This window comes from Pseudomonas sp. FDAARGOS_380, assembly GCF_002591235.1.
Classification (GTDB): domain Bacteria; phylum Pseudomonadota; class Gammaproteobacteria; order Pseudomonadales; family Pseudomonadaceae; genus Aquipseudomonas; species Aquipseudomonas salmasensis.
Window position 1 is genome coordinate 1,781,977 of sequence record NZ_CP023969.1, and the last position, 14,177, is coordinate 1,796,153.

At 52.1% G+C, this 14,177-nt stretch carries 11 protein-coding genes; 8 read left to right on the top strand and 3 right to left on the bottom strand.

Annotated features, from left to right (window positions below; translation table 11 throughout):
* Window positions 1-64 precede the first annotated feature (64 nt).
* On the top strand, window positions 65-835 hold the full coding sequence (locus tag CRN80_RS08385) for a 1-acyl-sn-glycerol-3-phosphate acyltransferase (RefSeq protein WP_044270205.1): 771 nt from the start codon (window positions 65-67) through the stop codon (window positions 833-835).
* A 181-nt stretch (window positions 836-1,016) separates the two neighbouring features.
* Here the strand turns inward: CRN80_RS08385 and CRN80_RS08390 are convergent, their stop codons facing one another.
* Window positions 1,017-3,296, bottom strand: coding sequence for a CHASE2 domain-containing protein (locus CRN80_RS08390; protein ID WP_032894377.1), 2,280 nt, complete (start codon window positions 3,294-3,296; stop codon window positions 1,017-1,019).
* A gap of 411 nt (window positions 3,297-3,707) precedes the next feature.
* Between CRN80_RS08390 and CRN80_RS08395 the strand changes: the two genes are divergently transcribed.
* The 7 genes from CRN80_RS08395 (at window position 3,708) to CRN80_RS30505 (ending at window position 11,354) form a co-directional block, all read left to right on the top strand.
* Entirely contained in the window at window positions 3,708-4,430 is a 723-nt protein-coding gene (locus CRN80_RS08395) for a response regulator transcription factor (protein ID WP_032894379.1), read from the top strand.
* Window positions 4,431-4,905: 475 nt separating this feature from the next.
* Window positions 4,906-5,148, top strand: a complete 243-nt coding sequence (locus tag CRN80_RS08400; RefSeq protein WP_098949947.1) for a hypothetical protein — start codon at window positions 4,906-4,908, stop codon at window positions 5,146-5,148.
* Complete coding sequence (locus tag CRN80_RS08405; RefSeq protein WP_098949948.1) at window positions 5,145-5,351, top strand: hypothetical protein; 207 nt, start codon at window positions 5,145-5,147, stop codon at window positions 5,349-5,351. Before CRN80_RS08400 ends, CRN80_RS08405 begins: the two co-directional genes overlap by 4 nt.
* Before the next feature lie 492 nt (window positions 5,352-5,843).
* Complete coding sequence (locus CRN80_RS08410; RefSeq protein ID WP_098949949.1) at window positions 5,844-7,130, top strand: MBL fold metallo-hydrolase; 1,287 nt, start codon at window positions 5,844-5,846, stop codon at window positions 7,128-7,130.
* Window positions 7,131-8,422: 1,292 nt separating this feature from the next.
* Complete coding sequence (locus tag CRN80_RS30500; RefSeq protein WP_138183505.1) at window positions 8,423-9,418, top strand: hypothetical protein; 996 nt, start codon at window positions 8,423-8,425, stop codon at window positions 9,416-9,418.
* Between the two features lie 314 nt (window positions 9,419-9,732).
* Entirely contained in the window at window positions 9,733-11,016 is a 1,284-nt protein-coding gene (locus tag CRN80_RS08425) for a hypothetical protein (RefSeq protein ID WP_098949952.1), read from the top strand.
* 95 nt (window positions 11,017-11,111) lie between these two features.
* Complete coding sequence (locus tag CRN80_RS30505) at window positions 11,112-11,354, top strand: hypothetical protein (RefSeq protein WP_138183506.1); 243 nt, start codon at window positions 11,112-11,114, stop codon at window positions 11,352-11,354.
* A 43-nt stretch (window positions 11,355-11,397) separates the two neighbouring features.
* Here CRN80_RS30505 and CRN80_RS08430 read toward each other — a convergent pair whose 3' ends face one another.
* Both CRN80_RS08430 and CRN80_RS08435 read right to left on the bottom strand, forming a co-directional pair.
* Window positions 11,398-13,470: a HAMP domain-containing sensor histidine kinase gene (locus CRN80_RS08430; protein ID WP_098949953.1), complete on the bottom strand. Its 2,073-nt coding sequence runs from the start codon at window positions 13,468-13,470 to the stop codon at window positions 11,398-11,400.
* Entirely contained in the window at window positions 13,446-14,135 is a 690-nt protein-coding gene (locus CRN80_RS08435; protein WP_098949954.1) for a response regulator transcription factor, read from the bottom strand. Before CRN80_RS08435 ends, CRN80_RS08430 begins: the two co-directional genes overlap by 25 nt.
* Window positions 14,136-14,177 lie beyond the last annotated feature (42 nt).

Consider the following 14,177-nt stretch of genomic DNA (forward strand, 5'->3'; position numbering starts at 1 on the left):
CCAAGGACTGTTCGGGAGTGCGCTTTTAACAGGCGGGCCGTGTCCCGCAACGGTAAATGCCGCCATGTCGATCTTGCAGGCCATCAGAACCTTTTTCTTTTACCTGCTGCTGGGCACCAGTTCGTTTCTCTGGTGCACCCTGAGCTTTTTTATTGCACCGTTCCTGCCCTTCAAGGCGCGCTATCGCTTCATCAACGTCTACTGGTGCCGCTGCGCGTTGTGGCTGAGCAAGGTGTTCCTGAATATTCGTTTCGAGATCAAAGGCGCTGAAAACGTCCCTGATCAACCGTGCGTGATTCTCTCCAACCATCAGAGCACCTGGGAGACGTTCTTCCTCTCGGCGTACTTCTCGCCATTGAGCCAGGTGCTCAAGCGCGAGTTGCTGTATGTGCCGTTCTTCGGCTGGGCCATGGCCATGTTGCGGCCGATCGCCATCGACCGGGACAACCCAAAGGCTGCGCTCAAGCATGTCGCCAAGAAGGGCGATGAGTTGCTCAAGGACGGCGTCTGGGTGCTGATCTTTCCCGAGGGCACGCGGGTGCCCTACGGCACCGTGGGCAAGTTCTCACGCGGTGGTACCGCCCTGGCGGTCAACGCCAACCTGCCTGTGCTGCCGATTGCGCATAACGCCGGCAAGTTCTGGCCCAAGACTGGCTGGGCCAAACGCCCGGGCACTATCACCGTGGTGATCGGCGAGCCGATGTATGCAGAAGGCGAAGGACCACGTGCCATCGCCGCTCTGAATGACCGTGCTGCGGCATGGAATGAAGCGCAGCAACGCGCCATGGGCTCCCTGCCACCGGAACCCGTCGTGGTGGAAACGCCGGCAGTATGAGCATCTGTGGATAACCTGTGTACGCTTTGTTGGCGAATTTGCTTTTTTGCATCATAACAAGCTGATTTACTTACATATTTCTGAAGCTCATAAAATTCAGAAAAACGTGCATAAGTTTTTTCTTCATAAAAAAACCGGTCCTTGTGACCGGTTTTTTATGCACAGCAGAAAAGCCGCTTTTTCAGTCCTCCAATAACGGCAGCAGCAGGATAAACGTCGAGCCCTTGCCCAGCTCACTTTCACACACGATGCGCCCACCGTGCCGTTCTATTACCGCCTTGACCATGGTCAGGCCCAACCCAAGACCTTCGCTGCCCTGGGCCGAATCGAAACGTCGGTATTGGTTGAACAACTCCGGCAGATCCTCAGGCGCAATCCCCGGTCCCTGGTCACTTATCCTGCACTCCAACCAACCTTGCGCACTGCCATGCCTCAACCTGACGGTGGTACCGGATTGGGAATATTTGATCGCGTTCTCCAGCACATTGAACAACGCCCGGGTGAGCAGCGATTGGTCGGCGTAGACCATGGCCTCGTCCGCCTCATCCAGGTCGTGAACCAAATGGATGCCCTTCAACTGCGCAATCACCGCCACCTGATCAAAGGCATCCATCACCAGCATGGCAAACAGGGTGGGCTGGAACTGGTAACCGTCCGCTTCAGCCTTGGCCAATTGCACAAAGGACTCGGTCAGGCTCAAGGCGCGCCGTACCTGCTGTTCGATTTGGGCAAACACAGGGGACTCTCCGTTGTGCACGTCCAGCAGGGCGAGGATCGCTGAATGCGGTGCACGCAGGTCATGGGACAGGAAACGCAGCATCGTCTCGCGGTGCTGCTGGGCTTCACGCTCCTTGCTCAGGTCCGTGAGGCTCAACAACCAGCCGAGGGCGAAATCCCCTTCGGCAGGCAGCAAGGGTGCCAATTCCATGCGCAAACTGCGTTGGTGGATATCGCGAAACTCGACCAGTTCCAGCGCCGACAGGGTAGGGCGTACACCATTGTGCAGCGGGGGATAGCCCAGATCAGCAAGCTGTTCGACGAGGTTTTCGCCGACTAGGTCATTGCCGAATACTTCACGGGCCACGCGGTTGGCCAACAGGATGCTGCCCTGAGGGTCGGTGATCAGGGTTGCTACCGGCAGGCACTCCAAGCCGTCCGCCATAAAGCGCCGCGTATCGCGGGTACGGCTGACGGCTTGTTCAAGGGCAAAGATGCGCCCTTGCAACACATCGCCCTTGCTGGCGGGCGCGCGACGCCGTTCCGGAAGCACCTTGGGTTCGTTATCCAGGCGTGCCAGTTCCCAGCCAAAGTAGGCGAGGATTACGCTCAGGCGCCGCCAATTCCAGATCAGGTAACTGAGCAGCAAACCGATCAGGCACGCTGCGGGGCTCCACCAGTGGCCCAGGCGCAATAGGGCCCATGAGCCCAGCAACGCCGCGGCCATGCCTGCCAAGGTCATCCACAGGGCGTAGCGGGGGCGCACAAGCAGAAGGCCCAGCAGCAGGGCCACCAGGGACGTTGCCAGCAACGCCGCCAGCCAGCCGGGCAGATCGACGATGCTGCGGCCCTGCAATAAACCATTCAGTACGTCCGCCTGGATCTCAACCCCCGCTGTGGTACCTACGGTGGAAGAGAGCGGCGTCACGAAACGATCGGCCATGCCATAGGCTGAGGCGCCGATCAGAATCAGGCGACCCCGCAGCGACTCGGGAGGTACCTCGCCACGTAATACGCTGACGTAGGACACGCTGGGAAAAGGGTCTGGTTCCGAAGTGAACGGCACACGAATCTCATGTTCCTGGTGCCAGTGCCCTCCAGTAGGCTCTTGCGGCAGGCCCGGCATCGTCTCGGCATGCTCGCTCATGGCGAATGCCAGCCACGCCAACTGAGGGAGTGTGCTTCCCGCAGGGCCCTCACGTAGATACACGCTACGCACCACACCGTCTTTATCCGCTTCGACGTTGATGTGCCCGACGCCCTTGGCGCACTTGAGCAGTGGCGACAACGGCGTTACCTGGGCCTTGGGGCTGACGCTGCTATCCCCGGCGATGGGCAGCAATACATTGCCGGCTTTGCATACGGCATCGGCCAGGCGCTGGTCGTCATTGCTGTTGCCGCTCTCACTGAAGATCACATCAAACAAAATACCCGCCGGCTGGGCAGCGTTCAGGCGTTCAATCAGGTCGGCATGTACGCTACGCGGCCAAGGCCACGGGCCAAGTGCTTCCAGGCTCGGCGCATCGATAGTCACCAGAACGATGCGTGGGTCCACCGGTAAGGGCGTGAGGCGGCGCAGGCTGTCATAGAGCGGATTGTTAAGCGCCAGGCCAGCGCTCAAGGATAAGTAGGCGGTAAAGGGCAGGAGTACCAGACCGATCAGCAGCCATTCACGAACCAACCCATGGAACAAAAGCTGGGCCTGGGTAGGTTGGCGTTTCTCGGCTTTGCGCCATAGGTTCACAGGGCTACCGCCACGAGCGTGCCAAGGCATTGATGGTCAATAAGTAAACGTGTCATAAGCCCAGGATCCCTCTCCATGGGGTTGCGATGAAGTGCATGCGGTGTTCTGAAACCAGTGAAGCTTATTTCGGTCTCATTGAAGGACTTCCCACGGCCGCACGATGAACGATACCGCACATTGGAGCAGGCATGACGCACGGGCGAGGCGATCGGCGCCGAGCCTTTTCCAGACCAACAGGAGCCGATATCTTCTTCGAAGATCACAGAGAATTGAGTTTACGGCGCTTTCAGCGTATCGAGAGATCGAAGCACTGTAGAATCCGTCCATAATTATTCAGATTCAGAGGCCGGCATTTGTACACCATGTGCCCCCCATTCAAGCTCTCGTATTTTTGTAGGAAGGACCCCGCCTATGCGTGTCGCAATACTGGATGACGAACCCGCGGAGTTGCGACGGGTGGAACAGACACTGCGACAGATTCCCGGACCGGCTGAACAGCCCTGGTCCCTGCATTTCTTTGAGCGCGGTGAAGACCTGCTGCGCCAGCTGCGTCGGGAAACCTTTGACCTGCTGATCCTCGACTGGCAACTGCCGGACATCTCCGGGATAGCGTTATTGCGCTGGACTCGCGAGCACATGGAATCGCCTCCCGCCGTCATCATGCTCACCAGCCGCGATGCCGAGAGCGACATCGTGACAGCGTTGAATAGCGGGGCGGACGATTATGTCAGCAAGCCGTTTCGGCCCAACGAACTCAAAGCACGCGTCAGTGCCGTCCTGCGGCGCCACGGGTTGCAGAAGTCGGCTAGCCAGGAAGTGCAGAGCTTTAACGACCTGACGTTCGACGATGCCGAACTAACTGTGACCCGCGCAGGCAAACCCATCAACCTGACAGAACGGGAATACCGTCTAGCCAGCTGTTTGTTTGCCAACTTGGCCCGCCCGTTGTCTCGCGAGTACCTGTATGAGCGGTTCTGGAGCCACGAAGAAATGGTCTCGTCGCGGCCGTTGGACACGCATATCTACCGCCTGCGTAACAAGCTAGGGCTGACGGCGGATCGCGGCTGGCAGCTGTTGACGATCTATGGGTACGGGTATCGCTTGGAGAGTGTGACACCCGCTGTGGAAAGTTAAAAATGTCGATGTTCCACGTGGAGCATTTAAAAATGCGCGACACCCCCCAACAAAAAAGGCCAACGCTTAGAGTTGGCCTTTCTTTGGTCAAGCGGCGTTATCCAGCATCGATGGGCACACTCGGTGCCCTGGGTCCCCGATGTGCGACCAGAAGACACAGCCGGGGAACGATGGCAATAGATGTCGCGGGCGGGCCAAAGTTAACGTGTCACTGCTGTTTTTTGACCGACATAAATGTATCGCTCGCAGAATTCCTCATAGCTTCACGATCAGATAAGCCATGGAAAAGCGGCAACCGCGGTCGAGGGTCGAGCTACTCATCTCATCTCCAGCGTCGTGACAGATAATTCTACATGACTAGCACTGCAACAAGCCGATAAAAGCATGTTGCCATCTCCCAGGCTAAGAGGTACTCTCAGTTCGCTAGCCGATAGTATCGATTAGCTAATCATAGAACTGCTTAGGATTTCTTAGGATGGCTAAAAGCGTGAAAGATATCGCTATCGATATCGACGGCTTCATGAAGAAAAAGACCTTGAACGTCTGGACCCTTCCTTGGGACCAGCTCTACGTGGTTGCATCACGTGAGCGCATCAAAGAAGCATTCCAAACAGACTTGCGTCATGCGCTGAAGGCACATGCTTTGGAAATCACCTATGGAGTCCATGCAGTTACAATCCACCGCGATGCCAATTTTGGCCCTCAGGAATATAAATGAAAACTTGGTGTGAACCCTTAAAAATGCCGCAGGGGCATTATGTATATGGTGGTGCTGCCCGCAACGTGCGAATCGCCAACGCGGGAGGCATGAATGCAATTCTGACTCGTATTTTCGAGGAGGCTAGTTCATTCAAGCATGTACCAAAGCAGCATGTCGGAAATGTTATTCCGCTTAGAAGCAAAATGAAGCGGGCGGCTTAATAGCTTGGGATGGGTCAAGAAAAGCAGATCAGGTGAAGGTCTTGCCTTTGCCTGATGTCGTTTTAAGCAAAATCTATTTCTCCATCGCTTACTCACTTCAGCCATAGAACTTGAGAAGTCGAACGACCCTGTTAAGCATCTGCTCTGGACTTCTCTCAAAACTCTTTCGATATCACCAATCATTATTTTTGTTCGATAACCGCGCAGTGGCGTCGGAATTTGTAGCCGTGCGTAAAGCTTTCTTCAACTCCACATCCGAACCCCGTACCTGGCACTACAAGATCGGACCAGACCGCCTCAAGTAACGTAGCGCGGTGATAAAGCCCATCTTTGAACCCACGCTCAATTGCGAGCAATACTGCTATACCCAGTAGCGCCTAGCCTCCATTTAAAAATCGTAGCTCTCGATAATCCGGCTCAGCAGCCTTTCTTCGCAAAGCGATTAGTATCATATTGACATCCAACTACAGACTGTTGGGAAGACTACGTAATATGGAAAAGCTCATTGCTCTACCGGTCAGGGGAGAAGCGTTCCTACTGATCCGAGACGGTAAGACAGTGCTGGTCGATGGTGGCTATAACAGTCACGACTTATCAAAAGCTTTAAAAAACCACGCCCCTGGCCTGACGAAAATTGACATTGTGATTTGTACCCATGCGGATCGCGATCACGCGGGCGGCTTGGCTACCCTGATAGATACCTCGCGGCTCATCGTAGGAGAGTTTTGGCTTCCGGGAGCATGGGCAGACTCCATACCTGAACTCATCGAAAACCCCAAGGCTGCAATGCACGGCCTCATTTCCGAATTAGATCGCACGCCGCAAGATTTGCTCAGAAACCTGTCAACTGACATCGAGGCTGTAACAACCCATTTCGAGACGGTAGCGACAGCAGAAAGAACAGAGGTCAACTTACAAAAGCAAGCGGATGACTTTAAGCAGAGAGACGCTCCATTCCCCTATAAATCTTTAAAGGAAAGCGTGGAGTTGGAGGTAACGAGATCTTGGGAAAAAAGCCAGAACTACATTCCTAGCTATGGTGATTATCGCCACCATCGGCGACAGCTTTCACTAACCGAACGCGCCTTTGAAAATGGGCGTAGTCAGATCCGTTACAGGAAGACCAAAGGCAAAGTCGCTCCAGCAGTGGCGAACTATTGGTTGGAGCTTATCGATGCAGCTCAAGCAATTCGAGCTATAGCTGTGCAAGCAATAGCGTATGGAGTACCAATTCGCTGGTTTGATTACAACGTTTTTGCTACAAGTCGCGTTGCGCAAGGGGGCGATGAACAGTTTCTAGAACCTTTAAACTCAGTAGAGCAAACACCTCCGCCCCCCCGAAAACTTTCGTATCTTGCAAAGTTGTCACCAGCCAATGAGCAGTGCCTAGCCTTCCTAGCACCTGCGGACGCTACTCGACTGGGAGTTATGTTTTGCGGTGACTCGCCGTTGGGAGATGGCCCTAGCTACGCTAATTCATTTCTCACTCATAAAATAAGTACTCATTCTTCACCCTTTGTGGCCACGGCTCCGCACCATGGCTCCGAAAATAATAAACCCGCGTATAGCCATATCTCAGCTTGGGGCCATCCCATACTCTGGATTCGCAGCGGCGGCTCAATTAAACAACCTGGTGCAACTTACAAAGCGATTGATCCTTTAAATCGGGCGTGCACACACTGCCCTCAGAAAGGCGTAGAGCTGCGGGAGGCCGTGATACATCTTGAACGGCATACTCCGTGTTTTAGGGTGTCTGCCCATGAATGCATTTGTAAGTAGGAATATTTCTGGATGCTAGAGAGCCGTCCGGCTGTCTACTCTGACATCGACATGAATGGCTCGCAATCACATAGCCCTATCATTGAATTGATAGTCGGATTATGTGCAGCGCGGTCCGAATCTATATAGGTCAGTGCTGCGAGAGGTGGTGCAACGTCCCGCCTACGCAGCATCACCCGCAAGCGCTCCACTGTATCAGCGGCCAGTTCCTCCCATACTCAACTTTTTGTGACGCGGCGTCACAATCAGCATGTTCTGACCCACTCTAGAGCATTCCACCAGTGACCAGCCGTCAAGTGCTTACGCAGCAAAAATTCATTCGGCAAAGGGAATATCAGAGTCCTTTTGATGAGACTCCGGATACGTACAGCAGCTAGCGATTGCTGTCATGACGCTGAGCATAATAGAAAAAATGGGCTCGTTTTTAAAAACCGGCATCCAATGGATACGCGATAAAGTGATCTTCCCTAAATGACAAAACCCCGCCACAACAGACGGGGTTTGTTCTATAAGGCGACAATAGTCCGCCAACTTAAGACACTTAATGAGTCCCCAAACTAATTGTAGGTTCACAAAATAGATGATTCGGGAGACCCAGCAAACGCAGGGAAAATATCATTTTTTCTGTGACCGCCAAGGACGGGAATCACAGAAAAGATGAGAAAAGCCTACTGGGTTCACAAAATAAATGCGCTCTCGGCCCAGACAGAGGTTTCAGAGAGCGGCAGTTCTTCAACGCAGTTTTTGCGTTTGAAGAAGACCCCATACACCTCACTTGTGGAGCGCGCATGCCGGTGATGCCGTAAGGTGATGGACCCATGCCGCCAATCTTTCGAAATTGCTCTCGCCAATATCACGGCGGAATAGGGTCGCGTAGACCTAAGAGGCCCGGCCTATTCTTCAAATCAGACAAAAGTGTCGGGCTAGCCATGGTTAGATATTTGAGCTGTATATTGGCAATGGCGAGGACTACTCGGTAATCAGTTCGCGCCACCGGCAAAGTATCAACGACAAACAGCTTTTGACTGTCTTCACAGATCTAACAATCGGCAGCAGTTCAACCAAGTCGGCATTCACTGCATCTCACCCATACCCATCAGGCTTGTTAGCTCTTTCGTGTTCGTCGCTAGGGCCTGGTAACCCTCGGCCCCCCACCCCGAGTCGTCAAGAACAGATACCGTTAGATTATTTTGCGCACTGTATGTGTACACAGGCTGGTTGCATAACCACTATCTGGCGGATTAACATCATGCTTCGTGGTAACGCCTCGCCCATAAATTGTGGAGTAGTCCATGTCCTCATCGCTCAAAGCAACTCACGAAATCAAATATCTGGACGAAATCAAAAGTCTTTTCACTATTGATTTTGAAGAACTATTGACCAAGGAAACATACAGCCATCCCCTGCGCTCATATCATTTGATCAGGTCAGAAGCACGGTGTCAGTTTCTCAAAAAAGGCAGCAGGTGCGGACAGGAACATTCACGAGGCTTCGCTGTGGAATGCAAAGATGGTCAGCACGTTTTAATCGGTAATTGCTGCGCTTTTAATCACCTTGGTCTCGATGACGATCAAGTTAAAAATACGTTTCGCCAATTATCCTCCGTAGAACGCATATCCATTCGCAGCCACAGAATAGGTAAAATGCTTGATCAGAGGTCTGAACTCCTCTCGCGTATTAAAAGCGCTCTTAAACAGCTGCGTTCGCTACAGCTAGATATATTTAAAATACATAAAGAATTTCCACCTTCGGTTATCGAGAACCTAGTGGAGCGCTGGCGCCGTGACTCTCTCCAGGTGACATGGGAATACCAAATCACCAAGAGGGACGAAAACGCGAAAGGCAGAGATGCTTTTGAACGTCGGTGGTATCCCCATATCTGCGGTTTTATAAAAGGGCTCGGTCTGTGGCTAGACCTCGACGCGCAAAAATACCAAGAAAGGTTGTATGCATTTCTTCATGAGGTCGAAGCCTTACCTACCAAAAAAAAACTATCCAAGGCTGATCTTGATTCCTCTGAGGCTGTTTTTCGAGAGCTTGGCGCAATCTCAGTTATTGAACGCGAGATCAGTAATCAACAAAAATTGCTCATTGATTTTCTTGAGCCCACCAACCTTCTGTTAACCGTACAGCTCGTTAAAAACCAAGCTCTTAGAGCAAAGAACGTCGAAGCAGTACAGAGGCTAACTTCGACGTTACTCGGAGTACGCCCCGATCGTTTTGTAGCAACGCTTGATCAAGATCTAAAGCATCACTACGGTGCGACAGGCATACGTATCGCATCGTAATTAGAAGTGCCTCTCTGCGCACCGAGCGTCAAAAATACTACCCACTACCTAACTTCCAGTTTTAGGCTTCTAGGCCGATAACAGATGTTAAGATAGTCAAAGAGGAATCTCACTCATGGCATTCGGTTCACAAAACAGCGCCGCGCTAAATGTGGCAAGTCAGGCGGGTATAATTACGAAAGGCAAAGTCATCTTTGACTCTTCTCATAACTGCGGCCGCGAGATAAGATTCGAGTTGATGGGGGATCATTGGTGCTTTGGGATTCACGGCACTTGCTTTTTGGTGACTTTATTATACCTTGTGAACGTTTGATATGACTGCAATAGCGCTTTTGAACGCTGAGACGGACCCACATATTGTAGCTGACACTCTGTTAAGTGTGGACGGGGAGGACCCACGGGAAGTCAAAAAAATCTGGCTGCCTGCCCTTGGAGACGTGCAGTCGCAGTGGGGAGAAGGAGGTGATCGGTGGCATATATCGAGACTAGCACGGAAGACATTTGTTCTCCCCAATAACTCAGGAGTATTGGCGTTCGCAGGGTCGTGCACACCCGCTATTCATTTCCTCGACAATCTGTCCGAAGCATTTCGTAATAAGTATCAATATGATGAGTGCGCGAGAGTTGATAAAGAGCTGATAGATCGTGTCTTAAAACAGTCGTCGCGAGCGGGAGAGTTTTGGTTGCTAGGGGTCTTAATTGATGCGTCCGACCATCGCATGCCCTATACACATAATTCGGTCAAGCGAATCGACACCCAGTTCTTTGGCGTCTGCTATGCAGCAGGAAGTGGGGCAGAGCTTGTTGGACAACTTATTGAGAGGGAGGACCACCGACTTCAGGGTGTGAAGACAGCTTCTGGGGCCGCGCATTGGAGGACAACCGAGTACCTGGCCGAGAGCATCTCGTGCGAAATGCTCTATCGAGAAAGTGACTACCTAAACGGACTGGCGGTGAACTCACCGATCAGCGTCGGCTGCGGTGGATTCTACGAGTGGTACAAAGTGCTGCCGCAGGGGATCAAGCCAATGAAGTCCAGAGTAGATATTCATGTATCACTGCGCGACAAACAAAAACTGGTAATTACGCGAATTTATTTTTTCGAACAAATGCAAAACCCTAAGTTACGGCTCGTTGATTCAGCATTGCCATCGCAAGATTATTATTTGTCGATCTTTAATTTGGGGCTCAAGCCTTGCGAAATTCCCATGGAGATGGAACTGACCGAATGGACGACAATTGTCCCTGAGGAAACTGTCGGAATCCTGGTGCGTTCCTTTTTTAATAACGACGGTATTGAAGTAGGCGCCACAGCGCGCCAACTATCCGCAAGCGTATCTCCTGAGTCTGCAAAGCATCTGTTTGGTGAACCTCTCGATGTGCCTCGCGTTCGGCTTATTGTCTATTCTGGTGGGGTCGCGACCCTGAGCGCCGTGACCTCCTCGGCTGGAGAGTTGCCAAGCGCTCGCGTATTGGAAGTCAATGGCCGTGTCGCACTCGCATTAAACCAGACGACTATTACTGCGTTGTTGGAAGCGGCGTCACGTCTGTCGAATATCAATGTTGAATGCGTCGATACGGATAAAGCTGCTGTTTAGATAGGCAGCATAAGGCCCTCACCAACCTTGCTTACGGGGCTCGAACTAAAGTTTTTAATAGAGCCGAAACTACTTTCTAACGAGTAATTTATTCAGTGGTTCGAGAAACTATTCGCATTACAATCAAACGGGGACTTTCAGCTGTTGCCGCAGTGTTCAGCTTGGTTTCTGGAATGTTCTGGCATATTTCTGCCAAGCAACAGATGGACGCACTTGATGCATCGGCTGAGGCCGCCCGAAAGCTTACTGAACTTTCTATTCAATTTAACGTTTGGGCAGCATACATGGCCGTAATTACCGGCATTTGTTTAGCCTGCGCTCTTTATTTTGAGGACTAACCTAACCAACTATACCTAGGCGCAGCTCACGACTTATCGGGCGTCAATGTGCCCTCGCGAGCTTGATTGCAAACCGCACCCCACCTTCGACGTTCTTGACGTGAACGTCGCCCCCCATCTTTTTTACATACTGCTTGGCAACGAACAGCCCTAAACCCTGATGTTCACCGTCCGAGTCACGGCTGCTCACGCCGTACTCGAAGATTTCGTCAATCAGATCAGGCGGGATCTGTGGCCCCTGATTACCTACCTCGATTAAAACCCAGCTTGCGTCGGCGAACACCTTGAGAGTGATTTCCGTTCCCTGATTTCGAAACTCTTTGGCGTTATTCAGGATTGCGGTCAGTAATGCTTCCAGCATGTCGCCGTCGGCACTGACATACAACGAGCCGGAAGAATGAGCAAAGGTAATCCCATCACTGGATTCGGCGGCATTTTCCAGATACTCAACCACGTTTTCTTTGGTGAGGTGGCCACGAGATGCGCTAATCGCTTCCTTGGGGCCGAGCGACTTTCCGGAACTCGGCGCCGTAGGGTTACCGGAGAGCATTTTTAAGGCATAGGACATTCGCTTAAGGCTCTTGGCACTGGGATCGTCGGGTTTATTGTGACGTATCAGCAGCTCTTGCAAGGGAGACTTGATTTCATGGCCAATGGCGCGAAGGATATCGCTTTCATTCTTGGCGTTCTCCAGCGCCTCTCGCCCATATGTGGTAATAGATTTATGCAAATCTTCAATACTTGCCCATAGCACGCCCACTTCGTCGTGCTGATTTAAGATCAAGTACGGTAACTTGAAATCATCCGCATCCGAGTAACGCCCTCGCATATAGATAGTGTTACGCCTGACCTTATTTAGAGGTGCCAGTACATAGTGGTGAATCGCGAAACCACTTATCACCAAGAGAGTGCCAAGGATCGCTGCAAACGCCAAAATTGCTTTTGCTGCAGCGCTCCACCCGCCTAATACCAAGGCAGGGTTTCCGCTCAACTCTATCCTGCCGCCATTGGAGAGTACGACGGCTTTCTGAGTAGCAATCGAAGGCGTCACCAGCTCAACGACTCTGTTGGCCAAGCGTGCCAGCGCAGAGCGGCTTTCATAGCGGCCACCGTGGTTACCAGCAAACACCTCGATAGGATCACTTCCGGGTGAAGCAATGAAGCGAAGGCTTTCTCCTGGTGACAAGTACTGCGACATGGACTCAAAAGAGAATACAGGTCGCTCGTTGGTTTCTAGGCCATTCATGAGTATCTGGCCTTGCCCGTCACCGATAGGTCCAAGCAACTTCAACGCGACTCTCGCCTGAGAAATATCTTCAGGAGGCCAGATGGTCTGCGCCTCCGGCGCTTCGAGGTAAGCATACAAGGGTAATTGAAGAATGAACTCGTAGCTGCTGACCGCTCCTTCAGGGGTCAGGTGAGCCAGAATACGACCCTTGATATCGCGCTCACGGGTAAAATCATCGGCCCCTTGCTTGGTGGTTTTGAAACCAGCAATGCTCCATGCTGGAGAGAAAAGCTTGGCGGTCGAAGCATCCGCTCGGCGCACCGGATCGAAGGTGGCGACAAAGTTGCTGGTACGCCCCCGTGCGGTCACCGCCACGCTGAAGTGGTGTGCCGTGAATGGGGATTTCGCATAGGTCGGTGAAGTCAGCTCGCTGTCGACATGAAACGTACCGCGAAGGTACACCAGCGCGCCATAATCGCGATTTTCCAACACCCCAGCGCACAGCTGATCACGTGAATCCTGCAGGGTTGTGAAGCTGCAGCCTAGGAGCGGCTTGAGATCTTCGACATGGCCAGGAATGACATTGATAAACTCAAGTGGCAATTTTGCCACGGGCACACCGTGTCCATCTGAAGACTGCTCTCCGAAGTTAGAAAAGGCAATGTCACCCTCCAAACTTTCGAACTCAGCCGCGACACGTTGTAACGTCCTCTGAATGGCTGCCTGGTATTGCTGTGCTACTGAAACATAGCTGAACCGCAACACTGCAATCGTGCCAAAAAACACCAGCAAGACCATGCCGGTCATAATGCCCACGATCAGCACTCGAGCCTTCGCTCGGTAAAGATTCCCTTTTAACTTGCTTAAGGATTGACGCAGTCTTGCCATTGCACACCTTTCATCCTGATTACAACAACATGATCCGGCGACTCACCCACCTCCTCTAAGGCGTCACGTATATTCTTAACGTGTTGACGAATAGCTTCAGGGTTACGGCCTGATTTCACCAACTCGAAAAAGTCGGCATATGGGACATAAGAGCCTCTGCGTTCGTAGAGCCGCCAGAGAATATTCTTGGCCGTCTGTGGGATATTCAACGCTTTATTCTTGAAGCGCATTCTTGTCGTGGATTGGTCGTATGTAATCAGCGCTCCCTTATCCTCCACACTCGTTCCAGTCTGGACCCTGAGCACCCGCAGTACCAATTCGACAAACTCTTGTCCGTCCGGAGGAATGGGTTTTTCCATATAGTCCCAAACATCCAGTTGGCGCATGACACCACGATACAATGAGGCATCAAGTCCGGAGACCACTATGACCGGTGACTTGTGGTTACTTATATTTGTTCGCAGTATTCCAACACCAGCATTTTTCTCCGGCAGCAATTCGATGTCCAATACAACTAAACTAAAAGCCGTTTCTACAATCGCCTTCTCGGCGCTTTCTCTATCAAAGAACTGATGAACTTCAATGTCCCCGCCAATGCTCTTGCAAAACCCAGCAAGGGCATTATTCGTATCAGGAGAATCTTCAATGATTGCAATCTTTTTCATGCTTTATACCTCGTGCGCATAATGGGCTAGGGTATCAGCTCT

Coding starts and splice junctions, on each gene's coding strand:
- CRN80_RS08435 (WP_098949954.1), bottom strand. CDS start 14,135: ATGAAAAAGATTGCAATCATTGAAGATTCTCCTGATACGAATAATGCC.
- CRN80_RS08395 (WP_032894379.1), top strand. CDS start 3,708: ATGCGTGTCGCAATACTGGATGACGAACCCGCGGAGTTGCGACGGGTG.
- CRN80_RS08385 (WP_044270205.1), top strand. CDS start 65: ATGTCGATCTTGCAGGCCATCAGAACCTTTTTCTTTTACCTGCTGCTG.
- CRN80_RS30500 (WP_138183505.1), top strand. CDS start 8,423: ATGTCCTCATCGCTCAAAGCAACTCACGAAATCAAATATCTGGACGAA.
- CRN80_RS08410 (WP_098949949.1), top strand. CDS start 5,844: ATGGAAAAGCTCATTGCTCTACCGGTCAGGGGAGAAGCGTTCCTACTG.
- CRN80_RS08425 (WP_098949952.1), top strand. CDS start 9,733: ATGACTGCAATAGCGCTTTTGAACGCTGAGACGGACCCACATATTGTA.
- CRN80_RS08430 (WP_098949953.1), bottom strand. CDS start 13,470: ATGGCAAGACTGCGTCAATCCTTAAGCAAGTTAAAAGGGAATCTTTAC.
- CRN80_RS08405 (WP_098949948.1), top strand. CDS start 5,145: ATGAAAACTTGGTGTGAACCCTTAAAAATGCCGCAGGGGCATTATGTA.
- CRN80_RS08400 (WP_098949947.1), top strand. CDS start 4,906: ATGGCTAAAAGCGTGAAAGATATCGCTATCGATATCGACGGCTTCATG.